This window comes from Flagellimonas sp. 2504JD1-5, from assembly GCF_053618295.1.
Genome location: NZ_JBSIOU010000001.1, coordinates 2,072,310 through 2,094,303 on the forward strand (window position 1 = coordinate 2,072,310; position 21,994 = coordinate 2,094,303).

A 21,994-nucleotide genomic window follows, 5' to 3' on the forward strand; every position below is an offset into this window, starting at 1 on the left:
CCAACTTGGTATTGGAAGGATATAATTCCCAGGTCTATTGAAGTTAAAGTAGAAAAGCTGATATGGGACTGTCAAATCAAGAACTCAAAAGATATTCCAGACATTTGTTATTGTCCGAAGTTGGTATTGAAGGCCAAAATAGGTTGAAAAAAGCATCTGTGTTGGTTGTGGGCTTAGGGGGTTTGGGTTCACCTTTGGCCATGTATTTGGCCGCCGCAGGAATTGGTAAATTAGGTTTGGTCGATTTTGATGTGGTGGATGCGACCAATTTACAGAGACAGATAATTTATGGTACATCGGATATCGGGAATCCAAAAAACCAATCAGCATGTGAACGACTAAGTGAAATCAATCCTGAAATCAACATTGTTAGACATGATGAGGCCCTTACCTCCGAAAATGCAATGCGAATTATAGGAGGATATGATATTGTGGCCGACGGAACCGATAATTTTCAGACCAGATATTTGGTGAACGACACCTGTGTGCTAGCCGGCAAACCAAATGTGTATGGATCCGTATACCGCTTTGAGGGGCAGGCAAGTGTATTTGGCGCTGAAAATGGACCATGTTATCGTTGCCTTTATCCAAATCCACCCAAGCCTGGCTCAGTGCCTTCCTGCGATGAAGCAGGTGTCCTCGGAGTTTTGCCAGGCGTTATAGGGATGATTCAGGCTACCGAAGTGATAAAACTCATACTGGACAATGGAAACCCTTTGGTCGGAAGGTTGTTGCTTTATGATGCCCTTCAGATGAGATTTAATGAAATCATACTTAAAAAAAATCCCGATTGCCCTCTCTGTGGGGAAAAAAGGACCATAACGGAACTTATCGATTATGAAGCATTTTGTGGTTATCCGGAAAAGGAGGTAAACAAAGATGTTTCGAACGAGATAAGTGTCGCAGGGCTTTCCAATCTTTTAAAATCCAAAGAGGACTTTTTTCTTTTGGATGTAAGGGAACCTTTTGAGCGCGATATCTGCAATATTCCAAAAGCTGTACTTATTCCCATTGGAGAGATAATACATAGTCTTTCAAAAATTCCTAAGGATAAAAAAGTAGTGGTAATGTGCCACCATGGAGGGCGTAGCAAAAAAATTGTGGACTATCTCATGGGAGCTGGATATCAAAATGTTTACAATCTGGAAGGAGGCATTGATCGATATGCCCTGGAAATTGATGAAGATATGGAACGTTATTGATGGTTTTAACTTCTCAAATATTTAACGATATTAATTTTACTATAAGTGAATAAAAGTGCATATTTGTTAAAATGAGATATCAAATACATTTCCTGAAAGATTCACCAAGAATTTGCTTGTGGCTTTGGATGTTTACCATTCTGTTTTTGGGCTGCAAACGAGGGAATGAACAAGCATCTTCTATTCTGGTCTATTGTGCAGCTGGAATGAAGCCTGTGTTGGAACAGGTGGCCCAAACCTACCAAAAAGAATATGGTACTCGCATCGATTTACAATATGGGGGCTCCGGAACACTTCTGTCCAACTTGAGAGTGGCAAAACAAGGTGATTTGTACATCGCTGCGGACAGAAGTTATATCGAAGAGGCCAAAAACTTTGGATTAGTAGCAGAAACCCAACCCTTGGCCTACATAAAACCGGTGATAGCTGTTGCCAAAGGCAATCCATTACAGATTGATAAACTTAATGATTTGTATGACGAAGGGATAAAACTGGCCATTGCAAATCCAGATGCAGCATCTATTGGACGATTGACCAAGAAAATGTTCACCGAAACCGGACAATGGCAGAAATTACAAAGCAATGTCTTTGTGCAGATGCCCACCGTGAACGAGGTGGCCAATGCCATTAAACTGGGAACAATTGGCGTTGGAATAATCTGGGATGCAACAGCAAACCAATACGATGAACTGGAAGTAGTCCAAATTCCAGAATTTGAAAAGTATGCCAAGAATATCACGATCGGAGTGTTGAATTCATCCACCCAAGTTACCGAAGCCTTGAAGTTTATGCGCTTTTTATCAGCAAGGAACGAAGGACTAAAAGTGTTTGATCAATTGGGCTATAAACCTGTGGAAGGTGATATATGGGAAGAAAACCCTAGAATTCTTTTTTATAGCGGGGGTGTGAACAGATTGGCGGTTGATGGGACTATCAATGCTTTTGAAGAAAGGGAAGGCGTCAAAGTGGACAGGGTTTATAATGGTTGCGGTATTTTGGTCTCCCAGATGAAAGCGGGCCAACATCCCGATGCCTACCTATCGTGCGATGTTTCTTTTATGACCCAGGTGGCGGACAGATTTGAAGGTATAACAGATGTTTCAAACACAAAAATGGTAATTGCCGTACAGAAAGGAAATCCAAAAAACATTCAAAATTTAAAAGATTTGACCCAATCTGATCTTCAACTAGGGGTTTGCAACCATGATCAAAGCGCACTGGGCGCACTCACCAAAAAACTGTTGGAGAGCCAGGGAATTTGGGAAGATGTCTACAAAAATGTACGCTCCCAAACCCCGACGGCAGATTTGTTGGTCAACCAAATAAGAACAGGCTCTTTGGATGCTGTGGTGGTTTATGAAGCCAATATTGCACAGGTAAGGGACAAGCTTGATGTGGTCGTGCTTACGGAAAAAGAAGCAACGGCCCTTCAAAATTTTGGAATTTCAGCCAACTCCCAGCATCAATATTTGGTAAAAAGATTATTTCAGTTTATTACAAGTAATAGATCAAGGGAACATTATGTTGAAAACGGCTTCACTTGGATTTATAATGATCCCCATGCATTTCAACCATAAAGTATGAAGACCAATGTGTTAAAAACAGAAGGAGACGTTAACCTTTCGGAAGAGCGGACGAAGTGGCAAAACAAGAACGTTTCTGATAAAAGAACCCGCCATTTGTTGGAAGAAGATTCGCGGTTGTTTCTACACCAAGCCATGTCCACGCCGTGTTTGGATGTGCTGTCGGACTGTTCCAACGCCTCCATATTTAATATGGACGGAAAAGAATATTTGGATTTTCACGGGAACAATGTACATCAGGTGGGTTTTTCAAACTCCCATGTAATAGATCAGATAAAAAAACAGCTAGATACCCTTTCGTTTTCAACAAGAAGGTACACCAATGAGACAGCTATAAATTTTGCCCGAAGACTGACGTCCTTGTTGCCCAATGGGCTGGACCGGGTACTGTTTGCCCCGGGAGGCACATCGGCAGTGAGTATGGCCCTTAAATTGGCCCGTGCGGTCACAGGAAGGCACAAAGTGATTTCCTATTGGGATTCGTTTCATGGTGCTTCACTGGATGCGATAAGTGCAGGGGGCGAAGCAGTGTTCAGGCAGCAAATGGGCCCTATGATGCCGGGCGCGATTAGAATCCCGCCTCCCATGCAAAACGAGGGTTTCTTTGAGGATGAAATGAAATCGGCCGATTATTTGGAATATGTAATCGAAAAAGAAGGAGAGATAGGCGCTTTTATCGCTGAGACCGTCAGGAATACGGATGTGCAGATTCCCTCAAAAGCCTACTGGCAAAGAGTGCGTGACATTTGTACCAAGCATGGTGTGCTGTTGATTCTGGATGAGATACCCATTGCTTTGGGGCGTACCGGAAAAATGTTCGCTTTCGAAAACTTTGATATTCAACCAGATATTCTGTGTTTGGGAAAAGGTTTGGGCGGAGGAATAATTCCCTTTGCGGCCATGGTATGCCGCGAAGAATACAATATCGCTCAAAATATCTCATTGGGGCATTTTACCCATGAGAAGAGTCCCGTTGGCTGCGCCGCGGCCAATGCCGTAATAGATTGTATTGAAAATGACAGATTGTTGGAAAAGGTGAACAACGATGCCCATTTTATGAAGTCAGAGCTTGAAAAGTTGAAAAGCATATACCCCATAATTGCACATGTCAGAGGATTGGGACTGCTGTGGGGAGTAGAGTTGAAACACCCCGGTACAGATGTGGCCGCTAGCGCTGAGGCTGAAAAAATCATGTACAGTTGCCTTGAGCAGGGGTTGAGTTTTAAAGTATCCCAAGGTAATGTCCTTCAACTTTCCCCCGCATTGACAATCAGCGGAGAAGAATTGGAGCGTGCGATGAATATTTTGCACGGGGCATTTGCATCATTATAAATTTAATTAGGAATCAAAGAACAAGGTGAACATATCAAAAAGTTAAAAGTTAGGTCCAATCTTCCTTTCTATCTGGTAATGGGCATAATTGCCTTTACCTATATCTTTTTGATTTTGGCCATGATGGCGGCCGACTTTTCATACACTACTCCCGGACATATTCTCGAAGCGCTTGCAAGCAAAGAAATTCAATATGCCATAAAGCTGAGTTTGATCACCTGTACCGTGACCATGATTTTGAGTGTGCTGGTGGCCATTCCTATTGGATATTTTATGGCTCGATTTGATTTTAAGTTGAAAAAGTTCGTTGATGCTATTTTAGACATTCCCATCATCCTTCCTCCTCTGGTGATAGGATTGAGTCTATTGATACTTTTTCAAACCGCCCCAGGCCGTTTTATCGAAGAGCATATGCGGATTACATATACGGTTTACAGTGTGGTCATTGCACAATTTATGGTTGCCTGTGCCTTTGCAGTCAGAACCATGTACGTAACTTTTTTGCAAATAGACAATAGACAAGAGCAAGTTGCCTTGACATTGGGGTGCAACCAAAAACAGGCATTCTTTAATGTATTGTTGCCACAAGCAAAGAACGGAATATTGACCGCAGCTTCCCTGGCATGGGCCCGGGCACTGGGAGAATTTGGTCCCATTCTGATTTTTTCCGGAGCTACCCGAATGCGCACTGAGGTTTTACCGACCACAGTTTTTTTGGAAATGTCTGTAGGGAACATTGAAGCCGCCGTGGCCGTTTCCTTGATCATGATAGTATCCGGATTTGCGGTATTGATGATTGTAAGGATGTTCGGTAACAAAAAACTCGCCGTACAATGATCCATTGCAAAGACCTACATATCAAGCAAGGCAACTTTCATTTGGATGCCATCAATTTTAAGATAGAAAAAGGAGAGTATGCAGTTTTGATGGGAAAAACGGGTTGTGGTAAAACCACAGTTCTGGAAGTCATCTGTGGATTGAGAAAGATACAAAGTGGTGAGATTTGGCTGAACAATATCGAAATTTCCCAACTATCACCCGGAGAACGAGAAATTGGTTATGTGCCGCAAGATGGTGCCCTTTTTCAGCACATGGATGTTGCCCAAAACATGGGATTTGCACTAAAAATTAGAAAATGGGATAAAAAGGACATTGAACAAAGAGTAAGTGAACTAGCTGGCATTCTTGGTATTGGACATTTGTTGCATAGGCTCCCGCAAAGTTTGAGCGGTGGTGAAAAACAGCGTGTTGCATTAGGTAGGGCACTTAGTTTTTATCCGAATATTTTGTGTTTGGATGAACCTTTGAGCGCCCTCGATGAAGAAACCAAAGAAACCATGTACGACCTACTGCTGACCCTAAAAAAAAATTTGAAAATAACAGTTCTGCACATATCGCACTCAAAATCTGAAGCTAACAAATTGGCTGATAAAATATTCAGGCTGAACAATGGAGATTTGGAGGAATAAAAAATAGTTGAAAATGAACAAAAAGATAAAACTGGTCCTTACTGCCCAATTAAAAGACGCTGCTGGAGTAAGTGCAGAAGTTGTTGAAATGAATGGAGTTGAAAAACTTCAAGAAGTGATTCGGTCAGTAGGGAAACGATATGGAGAAACTTTTGAAGCAATCCTTTTCGATGAAAATGGAGACTATCGCCATTCCAATCTCATCGTGGTAAATCGAGTCCAAATAAATTTTGAGGATGAAATCAATATCAACGATGGTGATGAAATCACTTTAATGTCACCCATAGCAGGAGGATAATGGAAAAACTCACGCAAGAAGAATTAGCGACCTACGAATGGCAGCTAGATGTCCCGGAACATGGAGTGGAAGGTCAAGAAATGCTAAAGAACAGCAGTGTTTTGGTCTCACGGTGTGGAGGATTGGGCAGCGTGGTCGCTTATGAATTGGCGGCTGCAGGTGTTGGCACTTTGATTCTGGCACACGCAGGAAATGTGAAGCATAGCGATTTGAACCGACAATTATTGATGACCTATGATTGGTTGGGAAAACCTCGTATTGAATCGGTGGAAAGACGATTGAAAGAACTCAACCCAAGGTTGAACATTATAAGTGTTCCGGAAAACATAAATGAGAACAACGTATCGGATTTGGTGCAACAGGCTGATGTTATTGTGGACGGAGCTCCTTTGTTTGAAGAACGTTTTTTGATGAACAGGGAGGCGGTACGTCAAAACAAACCGTTGGTGGATTGTGCCATGTACGAGCTCGAAGCACAGATTACGACCATAATTCCTGGTGAAACAGCCTGTTTGTCTTGTCTGTACCCCGAAAAACCCAAGGTGTGGAAGCGTAGATTTCCGGTTTTCGGAGCAGTTTCAGGAACGGTTGCCTGTTTAGGAGCCATGGAAGCCATTAAACTGATTTCAGGTTTTGGCGAGTCGCTAAAAAATAGATTGTTGACCATGGATTTACGAACAATGTCCTTTAGGACAGTACAAATAAAACTGAAGAAAGATTGTGCCATTTGTGGTCATTAAAACAGTATTCCAATGTTGGTATTAAAAGAAATAATTCATAGAAAGTTCAATTTTTTGATGGGCCTGTTGGGAATGGTGACCATTACCTCACTGGTGGTGGCATTTTATACCATTACAAAGGCCACAAAGGATGAGACCCGACTGTTGACCCGAAACATGGGCTTCAATGTCCGGATTATTCCAGGAGAATCTGACATGAACACTTTTTGGCTTCAAGGGTATTCTGATAAGACCATGTCCGAGCAGGTGGTAGACAAGATGATTGAACAAAAATCGGTCAATTACGCACACCTAACGGCCACTTTGCACAAAAGAGTACAATGGAGGGGCAAGGAAGTGGTTTTGACCGGAATTTCAAAAGATGAGCGAGAACCATCTGGAGCAAAAAAATCAAAAATGATTTTTGCCATCCCTCCGGGAAAAGTATATCTCGGTTACGAACTGTCAAAACAATTCACTATTGATGAAGGCGATAAAATAGAGCTCTTCGATTTGACCTTCGAAGTGGAAAAAACACTTTCCGAAGCAGGTAGCGAGGATGACATCCGAATTTATTTCGATTTGGAAACCCTTCAGAAATTGGTAAAAATGGAAGGTAGGGTAAACGAAGTCATGGCACTCAACTGTATGTGCTCCACAGATAATGGAGATCCACTGGGCGAGTTGAGAAAAGAATTGGGTCTTATTGCACCCGAAGCCAAGGTAATCATGAACTCCAGTATTGCCGATGCAAGGGAAAAACAGCGAAAAATGACCGATAAATACTTTGCCATGCTGTTTCCCATAATTTTGATCATTTGTGCTATTTGGCTCGGGTCAGTGACCATGGGTAATGTTAAGGATAGAACCCACGAGATAGGCATTATGCGGGCCATGGGCTTTTCAAGCTATAAAATAGGGCAGTTATTTTTCCTCAAGGCCATTTTGATAGGTATCGTTGGAGCGATGATCGGTTTTGTGATTGGAACACTACTGTCCATGCAATTGGGACCAAAAATTTTCAACGTTACCATGGTGGCCGTGAAACCTGTTTTCAATCTTCTGTATTGGGCTTTGTTGATAGGCCCGGTATTCGCCGTATTGGCCTCATTGATTCCGATTGTTTGGGCCATCAACCAAGATTCCGCTAAACTTTTAAACGAGCATTAAGATGATAAATATTACAAACATCAACAAAAAATATGCTTTGGGAAAAAATGAGGTAGTGGCCTTGGACAACATCAATTTAAATATTGATACTTCAGAATTTGTTTTGATCAAAGGGGAGAGTGGAAGCGGAAAATCCACACTTCTATTCATCTTGGGTGGAATGCTGAAACCATCCTCGGGAGAGGTGAACATAAAAAGGAAAAGTCTTTTTCGGCTATCAGAAAAAGAACGGACAAACTATCGTGCCAATGAAATAGGTTTTGTCTTTCAATCCTATCACTTGTTGCCGTATTTGAATGTGCTGGATAATATTTTATTATCCAATAAGCTAAATGGCACACAAATATCTAAGGAGGAGGTCTTGTCTGTTGCTGAAGAACTTGGCATAAGAGAGCGACTAAACCACAAGCCATCTGAATTGAGTTCGGGCGAAAAACAACGTACTGCATTGGCACGTGCCATGATTACAGAACCATCCATAATCCTTGCCGATGAGCCAACCGGAAATTTGGATGAAAAAAACGCAAGGGAAGTCATGAACTTTTTACAGGCTTTTCAAAGAGCAGGAGGCACGGTAATTATGGTGACCCATGGCAATCTTGCCGATGAATATGCCTCAAGAATCATATATCTGAACAAAGGAAAAATAATCGACCAATCATAATTGAAAAATGAGAACAACATTTAAAAGCTTATCGTTTCACCTTTTGATTTTGGTGACAACCATGTTTTTGTTTCAGAGTTGCAAGGAACAACAAAGCACCCCACAAGATTGGCCCCAATTTAAAAAAGACAACTACCGGAGTGGCAATTCTGAAGTACAGTTGGATGTTTCCACACTTGGCCAAGATTGGACTTACCAAGCTTCCCAACAACCTGTTCCAGCCTGGTACGGCCCTGCAAAGGAAGATACCTACGCCAAAAGTGGGCCATTGCCATCCATGCGCGATTATGATCTGGCCTATTACCCAATAATTGTTGGGGACAGGTTGTATTATGGTTCATCAGCAGATAATGCCATTCATTGCCTGGATGCCAACACCGGGAAGGAGTTGTGGACCTATATCACGAGTGGCCCCGTGCGAGTGGCACCAACTTTTTATTCGGGAAAACTTTATTTCGGTTCAGACGATGGCTATGCTTATTGTATCAAGGCATCCAATGGAAAATTGGTCTGGAAATTTTCTCCAACTGAAAAAGTCCATGAAAAAGTGATGAATAACAATTCATTGATTTCGTTTTGGCCTGTCAGGACCGGGGTTTTGATTGAAGATGATGTTGCCTATTTTGGCGCATCACTTCTTCCTTGGAAAGAATCTTATTTCTGCGCTGTGGATATACGCACCGGTAAGGTAGGTAAAAAGGGAACCTATATCCAAAAATTTGAAGAACTGACCCTTGAAGGCTCTATGGCTTCGACCGGAACCAAGATCGTGCAACCACAAGGTCGAATTTCCCCGGTATTTTTCAACAAGATGACAGGGGAGAACAATGGCCAATTGGCAGGCACCGGAGGGTGTTTTGTTTTGATCACACCAGAAAAAAATATTGTTCATCCTCAGACCTCTCGTGAAAAAAGCATAACCGAATCATTCGGTGAAGCAGTGGCCCCGATTGCCGATGGAGATAAAAAACAGGCCGATTTCATGTCTTTTAAAGGCGGAAAGGAAATGGTAGTGAAAAATGGAGTGAGCTATATCCTTACCGATAATTCCATCTCGGCATACGACAGGGTTTCAAAAAAGGTGATTTGGGCAAAGCGCAATTATTTGGCACATCGATTGATCATCTCGGGAGATATGTTGTACCTAGGGGGCACCGATGCCGTTTATGCGGTAAGTACCAAAAATGGAAATGCCTTGTGGCAAGCAAATGTAGAAGGGACGGTATATGCCATGGCTGTGGCCAACGATGGTCTTTTTGTTTCTACGGGCGAAGGGCGTATTTATAAGTTTGCTGCCAATAAAAAGGAAAACCCCTTATATGCGATAAATAAGGATAAACCTGCGGAAATTGATAATGAGATTGTTGACCTTTGGACGCTGGAAGATGGAAATCTTGAGCTTTCAGTAGGGCCTTTTGTAAATATTCTTGCCCCCAACAAAGTTGAAGTCCACTTCATCACGGAAAAACCCGTGTCCAGTACCTTAACATGCGGCAATGCCTATGGGCAACAGACCATCGTTGAAAGCGGTGCAAGCACAGAACACAGAATCATTGTTGAAGATGTTCGAAAAGATTTTTCCTATCAATACCAGATTTCCATTGGTGATGAAAAAACAAAGTCTTTTGAATTCGATAATTTTTTCAATTTCACCTCATCAAGAAATGAAACTGATCCAGCTCCTGACGGTAGCAGTGATTTGTTGAAGGAAATAAAAAAATTGAACAAAGACCAAAAAGGCCTGGCTGTGGTATTTGATGCCGACAATCAAGACCTGGCTTTAGAAATTGCCCAATACACACCCTTAAAGGTGTTGTTTTTTGAAACCTCAAAATCCAAAGTTGAAGATTTAAGGGAAGAGTGGCAGTCCACGGGATTCTATGGTGGAAAAATTGCAGCCCATCATGTTAAGGATTATGGTCGATTGCCCATAACGGGTGATGCGGCCAATATTGTTATGGTGAATAATACCGACATCGGAAGTGCGGATGAAGTCATTAGGCTTGTAAAACCTGACGGCTATGCAGTTTTGAACAAAGAAAATGTCGATTTTAAGGATTGGATAGATCAATCAGAGCGCAAATGGCAGGTTGATGAAATTGATAAAGAAGAATTGATGCTGTTGAAGAAAGCGGCATATGAAAATGTAGGGCAGTGGACCCATCAATACGGCCGGCCGAACAACAGCGCTTTTGGAGGAGAGAGTTTATGGGGTTCCACGACCACCGATGATTTTGAGATTCAGTGGATGGGACGGCCCGGGCCAAGGTTCCAGACCGATAGAAACGGAAGAAAACCGTCCCCGTTGGCAGCCAACGGAAAGATGTTTGTACAGGGAAGGGAACGCATTATCGCCGTTGATGCCTTTAATGGCAACGTTTTTTGGTCCAAAGAAATTCCACAGCTCAGCAGAATGAATGTCATTCGTGATTGTAGCAATTGGTCGGCAGATGACGACTATGTTTATTTGGCCCACAAAAGCAATCTGCTCAAAATTGACAATACAGATGGAAGCATATCCCGTATAATTCCGGTGGTAAAAAGTACAAACGAAAAAGAAAATGACTGGGGCTATATCAGTTTGTTGAATGATAAAATTATTGGGTCTGCCGTTCCAAAAGGGAGTAATTACACCAACTATTATGGTGGAGAAGGGTGGTACGATGCCCAATCAGGGCCATTGGCATACAAAGTGGTCAGTCATTCACTTTTTGCCAAACAAAAACGGGATGATAAAGATTTATGGGTTTATGAAAGAGAAGGAGCCTACATCATAAATCCTACCATTACCATTTCTGATGACCAAATTGTATTTGTGGAAACTAGAAATCCGAGATTTCAACTTTCAGAAGACCTCAGGGCTGGCCCTGATGTGTTCCAAAATATGTATTTGGTCGCTTTGAATTCCGATACTGGCGAAATTAACTGGGAACAGGCTATCGATACCAAACCAGGTTTGGCAGCTTACTTTATGGCAGGTAGCAATGGGAGAATCGTAATCGTTTCATCCTACGAAGGCACATATTATATCTATAATTACGATTCCACTTCAGGCAAACCTATGTGGGAAAACCAATTGCCTTGGCCGGCCAATCACCATGGGGCCCATTTTTCAAAACCGGCCATTGTAGATAATCGATTGATTGTAAAACCCGGAGTATTTAAATTGGATACGGGAGAATTACAGAAGCAAGAAGTACCCAAGGCGGGCCATGGATGTGCCAGTTATGCACTTACCGAACAATCTGCCTTTTATAGAGGGTATAGTGTGACACAATTTAACTTCGACACCGACAAGTTCACGCAATGGGAAAGGTTAAGGCCCGATTGTTGGTTGAGTACAATTCCCGCCCATGGAATGATCCTATCACCCGAAGCGGGAGGGGGGTGTAGCTGTGGAAATTGGTTCGAGACCTCTATGGTATTTGCTCCTAAATCCAGGGCGCCGATAACCTTCATTTATGAAGACAGTAAGTTTTTGGATTCGTTGTCAGTGACCATCAAAACAAAAGGCGATAAGGGCATTTATTATACTTTGGATGGAAGCGAGCCGACCAAGACATCGAAAAAATATGATAATCCTGTGGTTTTGGGCAAAACTTGTACACTTAAAGCGGTGGTTTTTATCGACAAGGATGGATACGAAACACCTTTTTCAAGAACTAGGGAGTTTACAAGGATAAGACCAGAACCAAAAATTGTGGAAAACCCACAATTAATTGATGGTCAATGGCAGTTTTCCCTCCAAAGAGAAGGAAACTCTGGAGACATTCATTATACAGTTGATAATACATGGCCTACCCCTGAATCTCCTAAATACACATCCCCAGTTGCGATGGATGTAAATACTTTGGTAAAAGCAAAAACCTTTTGGAAGGATGGCGATGTTGTGCTTGAAAGTGAGGAAAACAGCTTTGAGGTAAAGATTCCGGATTTGATGGAAAGTGTTTCTGTCACCAATGCCCAACCTGGAATCTTGAGAAGCTATTTTACCCCAGACGGAAATTTAGAAAAGTATGACCTTGATGTTTTGAAACCCAAGGAGGCGGTCGTGGTACAGCATATAGACGCCGAACCTTATGAGCGTGACAGAAAATTTGGGCTGCGCTTCAAAGGGTATATCAATATTCCGGTTGATGGGGTGTACACTTTTAGTGGCAAAACCCTTTTGAACATCAGTATGTTTTCTTTACATGATAAGTTGGAAATAGATAATAGGGGAGGAAATAAAGAAATGAGCAAGGTATTGGCCTTGAAGAAAGGGTTGCATCCCTTTACATTGGATTTTTTAACAGGAAATGGAACTGGAATTTACAACCTGTATGTCAAAGGTCCAAAAATGGAAAAAACACCCATACCTGCAGAAATGTTGTTTTACACTAAATAAGGCAAAAATGAATAAGCTAAGAATTTTTTTGGGCATACTTTTTATGCTGTTTGTGACCAGTTCCCAGGCATGTAGGTATACCATTCGCGAAATAGGCTTTTCAACCTTGTCAAGGGTTACCTATGTCATCTACAAAGTAGATGAAACCACTTCTTTTTTTCCAAGACAGCAAGCCGAAGCCTTTGCTGAGGCTAATGTAAAACCGTTGACATTAGGGTTTAATGAAGATGCTGGTAACCCAATCATAAGTTTTGTGAAATCAGAAGGGTTGAAACTCCCTGCCTATGTTTTGGTAGACCAGAACAATAGAATGTTTGCATTGGCAGCAAATCAATCCAATGGCACATTGCAAGAAGAAATTTTGTTTTCACCCCTTCAAAAAAGGATGGTCTCGGAGTTGCCAAACATTTATGCGACAGTGATTTTGGTCGAAGGAATAGACTCTAAAGAGAACAAAATTGCTAGGGATCTGGTATCAAAAGCGTGTACACGAATTGAAAATATTATTCCCAATATGCCCAAACAGGTTGAAATAGGCCCGAACATGGCGGTAATCTCAAGGGCCAATTTTGAAGAAGAAAAAATCTTTTTATGGAGTTTGGGCATTGAGTCCATACCGGCCCAGCCTGCGGCTTATATTTTATATGGAAGGGGAAGAATAATGGGTGATAAAATAGATTACAATTCCATAAAGCAGGACAATATCTACAAGTTACTTTCTATAATTGGAGCTGATTGTGAATGCGGATTGGACCGAAAATGGATGTTGGGATATCAAATACCGCTAAATTGGCCCAAGGAAGTAGGACAACATCTTAGCGACAATCTGGGGTTTGATGTGGACAATCCAATGATATTGGCTGAAATGAGTCGCATATTGGCCATTGAGAACAGGGTGCCAAAAGACCCGAACAATGTCACCTTTGAGCCTCTGGTTTTGAATTTGGACGACGAATTTGGTAAGGTACCAGAAATTGAACATACCGTAAGCGCATCGGGAACAGACGATGAATTTACCGTTGGACAAACCATCACCTATACAATCATATTTTTTCTATTGACCAGTTTAATTGGGGTGATTTTTGTGTTAAAGAGAAAAAAATAAAATTTGTTTCAATTTTGTACTTTCACAAGATTGAAAAAAGACAAAGTAAATTCTTGTTAAAAATGGTAATTGGCATCATTTCCGACCATAATAACAACCTTAAACTTTGTTAAAAGAACCAAGCTTCTTTCTATGGATGATATTTTAATGAATATTGGGAAACATCTCAAACAGGCAAGACAAAAGCGAGATATGACCCTACAACAGGTGGCACTACGGGCAGGTGTTAGTGCGGGACTAATTTCAAAAATTGAAAACTTAAGAACCACTCCGTCATTGCCCGTTCTGTTAAAGATAATGCAGACCTTGAGCATTGATCTTTCCGAACTTGACCTGACCAATTCTAGTGACAGTAAATATGTGCTTGTAAAAAACGGGGAAGGAGAAAAAGAAGATCGGGAGGATTCCAAGAACTTGGAATATGTGCACCTCTTCTCCCGTGGCATTTCGGACCAAAACCTAAGGGTGTATATTGTAAATGTAGAGCGAGGTGCTGACAGAAAACCTATTTCCACTGATGCCACGGAATTGGTTTATGTTATTAAAGGAACGGTTGTCTATACTTTGAATGATGAAGCCTTGACCTTGGAGGAGGGTGATTTGTTGTTCTTTGATGGTTCCATTCCACACGGTGTTTCCAATTCGTTTGACCAAGGTGCCGTGCTGCTAAAGATTTATTTGGTACATCAGTATAAACAATGATATCGTAGGTTATTACAAATAGCACCCTACATGGAAAAGCAAAGAATTTACTTTTTTGAAGAATAATTAAATGTATTATTAGATTTAATACTTAAAAATATTGTTTGAATACAACTGTTAGGCATTGACCTAATAAAGGACTCCAACCTACTTTCTATCTCCATCCTAAATTAAAATAAATGTAATATATATTGCCATTTGTATCTGAAGAGTTCCGGAACAAGCGGGTAAAATTTTCTTGACAGGTACAATGAATGGCATTTGTGCGAATTCAAGTGTCAAAATATGAGTCATACTGAAGAAGTTATTCAGCAGGTTTTCATCGAAATACTTTTCAAATGAAGGAGGATATGGAGGAATGGATTTTGTAATGGCATACCGTATAATAGATTGTTTTAACAAAGGACTACCTCAGGATATGGATGTGTATGATGGGGTTGCTTGGTCGGTAGTTGGCCCTCTTTCCAAAATTTCTATAGAAATGGGAAGTAGCCCGGTGCCATTTCCTGATTTTACCAGAGGACAGTGGAAAAATAGTAGAAGCTTGGGAGTGCTGGAAACCCAGTGATTTTTGATTGGTACTTCCAATAATTCCAATACATATCCAATATTGTAGGATGATTTTATGAGGGGATTGCTTTTGTCACCTAAGATGTGTCAAACTATTATATTTTGTTTACTGAAAGGAAGGTTTTCAATCAATTTTCGAAGTCAAGGTAGGCGAGCGAAACTTGGTTTCGCGCTGCAAGCCCCAGATCTTGCCTAACTAATACTACTGAGCGAGGCATAGCTCAGTAATCACTTTTTGCGCTCCTCTTGAAACGTTCCCATTCCCCTTCAGTGATCTCGATTTTGAGATAGTCCTTACCAAAGGTGCTCTTCACTTTCCTGACATTTTCCATGACATAGCTGAATTCCTCCCTTAAACTTTGCAGTTTCCATTCGACTCGCTCCAATCTTCTTTTGGGTACCATGACCTCAATTTGTTCCTTTTCCTGTGGAGGTACACTTTTTGGTCTAGGCTCGGCCTTTGCGATTCTTTTCTTCTGGGGTGCCTCTCCCAATAGGAGGGCAAGGATGGCATTGGAGGGCCTGGTCTGTGTGATCTCGATGTTACGGATGATGGCAATGGAAGACTCCGTGCGTTTGATGGCCACTTCAGTTCTTTTCCTGTTCTTTCGGATCTCATCCAAGATCTTGTTTACGGACTCGTCGGATGGATTAAGTCCGTTCCATTCAAAAAAATCCATGATCTTTTTGAGCGCCTCGGAATGTGAGGGTGCGACCTTTTTGGAAAACCTTCGGAACCTTTTGGCCACTTCCGTCCTCAGGTTGATGGTACTGTAACTGTAGCAATATTTTCCCTTTACTATCATTTTGCGACATTTTTTTTCGGTGTTAATGCGGGTTCGGAGCGGTTTTGCGCCAAACTTTCCCAATCTCGGTATTTTCTATTTCTTCTGTCATCCCAATGTCCATGGGACTTTGAAGCATAAATGGGTCATCGTAGCACCGGCTTGCCGTGCTACCCTCTCGCTATACAGAACAACTCCTTCAAAGTCGCTGTTCCGATATACCTTCGGCCGAGGCATTGTCTAAATGATATTTATCCTCAATGAGCTTCATATCCTCCCTCAACTTTTTGTCAATGACCTTGGCGTAGATCTGGGTGGTCTTTAAAGATTGATGCCCCAGCATCTTACTTACAGATTCGATAGGAATCCCATTAGCCAAGGTAACGGTGGTGGCGAAAGTATGCCTTGCCAAATGGAAGGTCATATTCTTTTCAATATTACAGACAATAGCAATTTCCTTGAGGAAGGCATTCATCTTTTGGTTACTGGCCACGGGGAACAACAAACTGTCCGCTGAACTTTCTTGAAAGGTTGAATATTTCTGTAGTATTTTCTTGGCTACCGGTAATAAGGGTATGCTGCTCCTGGCATCTGTCTTTGAGCGGTTGATCTTTATCCAACGATTCCCATCCATCCCAATAACAAGATGGTTGGCCGATAACTTTTTCACGTCAACATAGGCCAATCCTGTAAAACAGCAAAAAGCAAATATATCCCGCACCTGCTCCAATCTTTTCATTGAAAACTCTTTTACCATCAAAGTGCGAAGCTCGGTTTCTGTCAACACCTCTCGTTCGACTTTTTTCCATTTGGCCTTCCAATGATAAAAGGGATCTTTGCTTACCCAATTGTTGGCAAATGCAATGCGCATGACTTTTTTGAAGTTTGTTACATATTTGGTGATGGTATTTTGGTTTCCGACCTCCTCTGTTTTCAAATAGTGGTGGAAACTATTGATGAACTTAAGGTCCACTTCTTTGACAAATAAATCTTTTGACCCATGTTCTTTTTCAATGAAACAAGAAAGATGGTTTCGGGTGCGGACATGTCTCCTATAGGCCCCATATGAGTAATCGATGCCAACCAACTGTTTGATCTGCTCATTGTGCTCATCATAGATGCACAGAAGGGTTTTATAAACTTTTTCTTTGTTCAAAAGTTTGTTTCTAATGGTCTCAGCGGTGAACGGCTTGTTTTTGATGGCCAGTTTGGAATGGATGTTAAATGCTTTTGATTCCAATTCACTTATATAGTGGTTCAAAGCCTTTACGCTTTGATTGGACCCTTTTGCCCTTCCCTTTGAAGAGCACCATTTAGAGGGTAAGATCTTTCGTTTGATGCTCAGTTCGGTTCGATTGGCATCGACGGTAATTCTGAGATACAAAGGCGCCCGTCCCAATTTGTCAGATTTGCTTGTCCTGATATAGCAAAGGACAGCGAAGGAATTTGTTTCCATGATAATGTTTTTTCAAGGTTTAATTTGAACAGAACATTTTCAGTGAAAAAAGAAACCCAATTTTTTAACAAGCCTCCGGTGCCCTTTTTATGGAAATTGCAATGGGGCACCGAATAGGGCACCGGATGCGGTGCCCTTAAATGATATCAAATGAAATCATAAAAAATGGAAAAGCCTGTAAATCAATAAATTACAGGCTTTTTGAATATTCCATGAAGTCTTAAAAGTGACCTGACTGGGGCTCGAACCCAGGACCCTCTCCTTAAAAGGGAGATGCTCTACCAACTGAGCTATCAGGTCAAAAACCGCTTCGCTAATCTGCGTAAGCGGGTGCAAATATAAGCCCAATAATTTATTAGACAAACCCAAATAATGATAAATTTGTGTTTTTTTAAAAACACCTATAAATCCATCAAATGAAAGTAGTTTTAGTAGGGTATATGGCAAGTGGAAAATCATCCGTGGGAAGATTGCTTGCGAAACAATTGAACATGGTGTTTATTGACTTGGATGACTATATTGAACAAGAAACTCAAAAATCCATTAGAACTATTTTTGATGAGAGGGGCGAGATTTTCTTCAGAAAACTCGAACATCAAATGTTGGAACAGGTGTTAAACGAAAAAAAGGACATGGTACTTTCAACTGGCGGGGGAACCCCGTGCTATGGCAATAATATGGACACAATCTTAATGCAATCCGACCATTCCGTCTATCTACAATTGCCCATTTCAGTTTTATCGGATAGAATCAGCAAAGAAAAAGAAACGAGACCCTTGGTAAAGAATCTGTCAGACGATGAGCTGCCCGAATTTATTGGCAAACATCTTTTCGAGAGAAGACAATTCTACGCAGATTCAAAACATACAATTGATTGCGCCAATAAATCTTTGGAGGAGGTAGTAACTGAAATAAAAAAACTACTCTAAATAAACAGCATCATTTTTCGATTCGAATTCTACCCGAATATGCTCATTTAGGGATGTGGACAACGAAATACCTTTGTAATCGGCTTTTATGGGGTATTTTTTGTGGTTTCGGTTGACCAAAACTGCAGTCTTCAATTGTTTGATTGGGGATTTTAGAAAATGGTGCACCCCATAGATCAAAGTAGTACCCGAGTTTAATACATCGTCGACCAGAACAATGGACTTGTTTATATAGGCCTCTTCCTCAATTGACGTGGCAACTCCGCTTTGTAATGGATTTTTTTTATCCATTTGCAACTTACATAGCACAATTTGAGCATCCGTAATTTTTTTAAGGACCGCTGCAATTTTTTTTGCAAAGTTCAATCCTCCTCCAACAATACCGGCTACTACAATCTCTTTTTCGTCCACATTGGCCTCATAAATCTGATAAGCAATACGCTTTATGGTATGTTGAATTTGTTCGTGGGTAAGAATGCGGTTGACCATAAAACCAGATTTTGTTCAAAGATAAAGAAACCAATCATTCAGACTCATCCAAATAACCATCAATATCCCTTCTATCTTTTTTGGTTGGGCGTCCCAACCCTTTTTTTCTATAATGATCTTTGGCATGTTTTAACAATGCCGTATGCCCAAAAGCTTCTTTTGGGGTAGTATCCTTTCTGTAAATGTCTACCAGTTTTGCTCCAATCCTGCTCTCAGGGATGTCCAAAACCGTAAGCTGATGGTCGATTTGGTTTTTTCTCAACACAATATTATCCATAGGATAAACCTCGCGCGAGGGTTTAACAACGCTACCATTGATACGAACATGCCCTTTTTTAACAGCATTTGTGGCAACGTTTCGGGTTTTATAGTATCTAATACACCAAAGAAACTTATCAACGCGCATAAACTCTGCAAATCTTTGTTAATGCCATACACAAAAATAGCGGAAAATTGTATCTTGCGCAGCTAAATTACAAACTTGATGAAGCACGGAATTTTTGTTTTCTTATTGGTAGCGGTATTTTTTACTTCATGTAACAATGATGATAATGGCGGACCCGATGTGATTACGGTACCCCCCCGATTATTGGCTGAAGTAGCCCCCGAAAATGATGAGGAAATCAAAGAGTTCTTGCAGACGCACTTTTACAACTATGAAGAGTTTGAGGCGAACCCCAATGCTCTGGATATTACGATAAAAATTGACACCATTGAAGGTGCAAATGCTGACAAGATTCCATTGATTGACCAAGTCACGCCTGTTGAAATTAAGGTATCGTCCAGTCAATTTGGTCTAAGCGAGGAAGAAACTGATATTCCTTTTATATACTATTATTTGATTGCTAGAGATGGTGGGGGCATGCAACCTACTGTTGCAGATTCTACTTTACTTCGATATGAGGGGATGCTTTTGGATGGAACTAAATTTGATGCTGTTCAAAGTTTTCTTTGGCAAGAGTTGCCTTTTACAATCCGTGGTTATGGTCATGGAATATCCAAGATTAAGGCAGCATCAACCAATGGCTTGGTGGTGAACCCTGATGGCACTTTTGAGTTTAACGATAGTGGTATTGGTCTAATTATACTACCTTCAGGGCTTGCATATTTTAATGGGACAGGGGCCGCAGGAGGCCTACCAAGATATGCAAATCTTATTTTTCAAGTTGAAGTGGGAAGGATAATAGAGAATACCGATAATGATAATGATGGGGTTCCTTCCATTTTGGAAGATCTTAATATGAATGACTTTTTATTTGATGACAATACAGATGCCCAGGGAGAGGAAGATGCTGGTTTAACAATTAGATTTGCCAACTTTCAAGATGCGGATGATGACGGAGATGGCGTATCCACCAGAAATGAAATATCGGATGATAATGGGAACATTATTTTTCCGTACCCAGATGCTAACAGTGATGGTACACCGGATTATTTGGATCCTGATACAAATTAAATAGCATAAAAAAAGCCACCTTTAAGGTGGCTTTTTTTATATTTCATGTGATTTTCTAATTGAGTTTTAAGGAAAGTGCGAATATTACCTGTGATGGTCTTGAATCTACCCGACCTTCAATATTGGTAATATTATTGCCGATGAATCTGGCTTCATTCTCCGAAAATCCTCGTTCATAACGAACATCCAATCCTATTTTTCCAAGATTGACACCAACACCGGCATTCAATCCAACAGAAAAATCATTTTCAACATCCTGAACTTGCAAATCGCCAAGATCGTTACTTAAAACATATTGAAAAGCAGGTCCAGCAAAAACATGCAATGGTCCTACAATCTTAACACCAATAAGAACTGGAAGATCTAGTTTTGATAAATCGTAGTCATTGGAGTTGCTCTCCACATCGTATGTACTTTTAGTTTTGGTATAAACCAATTCTGGGCGAATGTACATTTTAGGAAAATCCAATTTTCCCCAAAAACCAAAATGATAACCTGTTTTTCCTTCTGCACCTTCCACAACATTTTGTGCAGAATTGCTAACTGTTTGAATAAGGTCACCGTTCTTGTTATAGCTCAGTCCTGCCTTGATTCCCCATCCTGTGCCGCCTTGGGCGAATGCAGCGGTACCCATAAGGGCAAAAGCCGCCATTAGAAGCGTTTTTTTCATAAGTGTTTCGTTTTAATTGATTGTAGCAATATCAAATATGATACCGAAAAATCTATTTTCGTTTCAACACTTTTAAAACGGCTTCTTCGATGGCTTTATTGTTTAGTCCATATTTATCCATCAGCTGATCAGGTGTACCGCTCTCCCCAAAAGTATCTTGGGTGGCCACAAATTCTTGAGGTACAGGATAATGAGAGGTAAGTACTCTGGAAACACTTTCACCAAGTCCACCTAAATAGTTGTGCTCTTCTGCTGTTACAACACAGTCAGTTTTCTTGACAGAGGCCAAAATAGCTTCATCATCCAATGGTTTAATGGTGTGTATGTTGATCACTTCGGCTGATATACCTTGACTTTCCAATTTTTCAGCTGCAATTAGGGATTCCCATACCAGATGACCGGTAGCAATGATGGTCACATCTGTTCCTTCGCTGAGCATTAATGCCTTTCCAATTTCAAATTTTTGGTCAACGGGGGTGAAATTGGCCACTTTGGGTCTTCCAAATCTTAAGTAAACTGGGCCCTCATGTTCTGCTATAGCAATTGTGGCAGCTTTGGTCTGGTTAAAATCACAGGGATTTATTACCGTCATACCTGGCAACATTTTCATAAGGCCGATATCTTCCAATATTTGGTGCGTAGCACCATCCTCTCCCAGCGTGAGTCCCGCGTGCGAGGCACATATTTTTACATTTTTGTCCGAATAGGCAACGGATTGACGAATCTGATCATAAACCCTACCGGTTGAGAAGTTGGCAAAAGTACTCGTGAAAGGAATCTTCCCACCAACTGTTAAGCCAGCAGCAATTCCGATCATATTCGCCTCGGCGATACCCACTTGAAAGAACCGTTCTGGGTTTTCTTCGATAAAAGTTTCCAACTTAAGTGAACCTACCAGGTCGGCGCAAAGAGCAACAACATTTGGGTTAGTTCTTCCCAGTTCGGTCATTCCCGCTCCGAATCCACTTCTGGTGTCCTGTTTTCCTTGATCTATATATTTGGTCATGT

21 protein-coding genes and 1 tRNA gene are annotated in these 21,994 nt (G+C 41.1%); 15 read left to right on the forward strand and 7 right to left on the reverse strand.

Annotated features, from left to right (window positions below; all coding sequences use genetic code 11):
• The first annotated feature begins 62 nt into the window (after positions 1-62).
• The 13 genes from moeB (at position 63) to ACULLG_RS09320 (ending at position 15,199) form a co-directional block, all read left to right on the forward strand.
• Entirely contained in the window at positions 63-1,202 is a 1,140-nt protein-coding gene (gene moeB / locus ACULLG_RS09260) for a molybdopterin-synthase adenylyltransferase MoeB (RefSeq protein WP_452126477.1), read from the forward strand.
• Positions 1,203-1,273: 71 nt separating this feature from the next.
• On the forward strand, positions 1,274-2,779 hold the full coding sequence (modA, locus tag ACULLG_RS09265) for a molybdate ABC transporter substrate-binding protein (RefSeq protein ID WP_452126478.1): 1,506 nt from the start codon (positions 1,274-1,276) through the stop codon (positions 2,777-2,779).
• 3 nt (positions 2,780-2,782) lie between these two features.
• Positions 2,783-4,117, forward strand: a complete 1,335-nt coding sequence (locus ACULLG_RS09270) for an aspartate aminotransferase family protein (RefSeq protein ID WP_452126479.1) — start codon at positions 2,783-2,785, stop codon at positions 4,115-4,117.
• A 78-nt stretch (positions 4,118-4,195) separates the two neighbouring features.
• The gene (locus ACULLG_RS09275; RefSeq protein ID WP_452126480.1) at positions 4,196-4,954 is read left to right on the forward strand and encodes an ABC transporter permease; all 759 of its coding nucleotides are present in this window, start codon (positions 4,196-4,198) and stop codon (positions 4,952-4,954) included.
• Positions 4,951-5,586: an ATP-binding cassette domain-containing protein gene (locus ACULLG_RS09280; RefSeq protein ID WP_452126481.1), complete on the forward strand. Its 636-nt coding sequence runs from the start codon at positions 4,951-4,953 to the stop codon at positions 5,584-5,586. Before ACULLG_RS09275 ends, ACULLG_RS09280 begins: the two co-directional genes overlap by 4 nt.
• Positions 5,587-5,599: 13 nt before the next feature.
• On the forward strand, positions 5,600-5,884 hold the full coding sequence (locus tag ACULLG_RS09285) for a MoaD/ThiS family protein (RefSeq protein WP_452126482.1): 285 nt from the start codon (positions 5,600-5,602) through the stop codon (positions 5,882-5,884).
• The gene (locus tag ACULLG_RS09290) at positions 5,884-6,624 is read left to right on the forward strand and encodes a HesA/MoeB/ThiF family protein (RefSeq protein WP_452126483.1); all 741 of its coding nucleotides are present in this window, start codon (positions 5,884-5,886) and stop codon (positions 6,622-6,624) included. Before ACULLG_RS09285 ends, ACULLG_RS09290 begins: the two co-directional genes overlap by 1 nt.
• A 12-nt stretch (positions 6,625-6,636) precedes the next feature.
• Positions 6,637-7,773, forward strand: coding sequence for an ABC transporter permease (locus ACULLG_RS09295; RefSeq protein WP_452126484.1), 1,137 nt, complete (start codon positions 6,637-6,639; stop codon positions 7,771-7,773).
• Between the two features lies 1 nt (position 7,774).
• Complete coding sequence (locus tag ACULLG_RS09300) at positions 7,775-8,437, forward strand: ABC transporter ATP-binding protein (RefSeq protein WP_452126485.1); 663 nt, start codon at positions 7,775-7,777, stop codon at positions 8,435-8,437.
• A gap of 7 nt (positions 8,438-8,444) precedes the next feature.
• Positions 8,445-12,824 (forward strand): outer membrane protein assembly factor BamB family protein, encoded by a 4,380-nt coding sequence (locus tag ACULLG_RS09305; protein ID WP_452126486.1) that lies wholly within the window; start codon positions 8,445-8,447, stop codon positions 12,822-12,824.
• A 7-nt stretch (positions 12,825-12,831) separates the two neighbouring features.
• Entirely contained in the window at positions 12,832-13,929 is a 1,098-nt protein-coding gene (locus tag ACULLG_RS09310) for a hypothetical protein (RefSeq protein ID WP_452126487.1), read from the forward strand.
• A gap of 132 nt (positions 13,930-14,061) precedes the next feature.
• The gene (locus ACULLG_RS09315; protein ID WP_452126488.1) at positions 14,062-14,631 is read left to right on the forward strand and encodes a helix-turn-helix domain-containing protein; all 570 of its coding nucleotides are present in this window, start codon (positions 14,062-14,064) and stop codon (positions 14,629-14,631) included.
• Between the two features lie 370 nt (positions 14,632-15,001).
• Positions 15,002-15,199, forward strand: a complete 198-nt coding sequence (locus tag ACULLG_RS09320) for a hypothetical protein (protein ID WP_452126489.1) — start codon at positions 15,002-15,004, stop codon at positions 15,197-15,199.
• Positions 15,200-15,422: 223 nt separating this feature from the next.
• Here ACULLG_RS09320 and ACULLG_RS09325 read toward each other — a convergent pair whose 3' ends face one another.
• The 3 genes from ACULLG_RS09325 to ACULLG_RS09335 form a co-directional block, all read right to left on the reverse strand.
• The gene (locus tag ACULLG_RS09325) at positions 15,423-16,007 is read right to left on the reverse strand and encodes a BfmA/BtgA family mobilization protein (RefSeq protein ID WP_452126490.1); all 585 of its coding nucleotides are present in this window, start codon (positions 16,005-16,007) and stop codon (positions 15,423-15,425) included.
• Positions 16,008-16,185: 178 nt separating this feature from the next.
• Positions 16,186-17,442, reverse strand: a complete 1,257-nt coding sequence (locus ACULLG_RS09330) for a site-specific integrase (protein ID WP_452126491.1) — start codon at positions 17,440-17,442, stop codon at positions 16,186-16,188.
• Between the two features lie 227 nt (positions 17,443-17,669).
• Positions 17,670-17,742, reverse strand: a tRNA-Lys gene (locus ACULLG_RS09335).
• A gap of 116 nt (positions 17,743-17,858) precedes the next feature.
• On the opposite strand from ACULLG_RS09335, the gene ACULLG_RS09340 reads away from it, so the two are divergent.
• Positions 17,859-18,371, forward strand: coding sequence for a shikimate kinase (locus ACULLG_RS09340; RefSeq protein WP_452126492.1), 513 nt, complete (start codon positions 17,859-17,861; stop codon positions 18,369-18,371).
• Here the strand turns inward: ACULLG_RS09340 and ACULLG_RS09345 are convergent.
• Positions 18,363-18,860, reverse strand: a complete 498-nt coding sequence (locus ACULLG_RS09345) for a phosphoribosyltransferase family protein (RefSeq protein WP_452126493.1) — start codon at positions 18,858-18,860, stop codon at positions 18,363-18,365. The two genes, ACULLG_RS09340 and ACULLG_RS09345, sit on opposite strands and share 9 nt — an antisense overlap.
• A gap of 34 nt (positions 18,861-18,894) precedes the next feature.
• Positions 18,895-19,266, reverse strand: coding sequence for an RNA-binding S4 domain-containing protein (locus tag ACULLG_RS09350; protein WP_452126494.1), 372 nt, complete (start codon positions 19,264-19,266; stop codon positions 18,895-18,897).
• Between the two features lie 78 nt (positions 19,267-19,344).
• On the opposite strand from ACULLG_RS09350, the gene ACULLG_RS09355 reads away from it, so the two are divergent.
• Entirely contained in the window at positions 19,345-20,316 is a 972-nt protein-coding gene (locus ACULLG_RS09355; RefSeq protein ID WP_452126495.1) for an FKBP-type peptidyl-prolyl cis-trans isomerase, read from the forward strand.
• Positions 20,317-20,371: 55 nt separating this feature from the next.
• Here ACULLG_RS09355 and ACULLG_RS09360 read toward each other — a convergent pair whose 3' ends face one another.
• Entirely contained in the window at positions 20,372-20,986 is a 615-nt protein-coding gene (locus ACULLG_RS09360; RefSeq protein WP_452126496.1) for an outer membrane beta-barrel protein, read from the reverse strand.
• A 52-nt stretch (positions 20,987-21,038) separates the two neighbouring features.
• Positions 21,039-21,992 (reverse strand): transketolase family protein, encoded by a 954-nt coding sequence (locus ACULLG_RS09365; RefSeq protein ID WP_452126497.1) that lies wholly within the window; start codon positions 21,990-21,992, stop codon positions 21,039-21,041.
• Between the last annotated feature and the right edge of the window lie 2 nt (positions 21,993-21,994).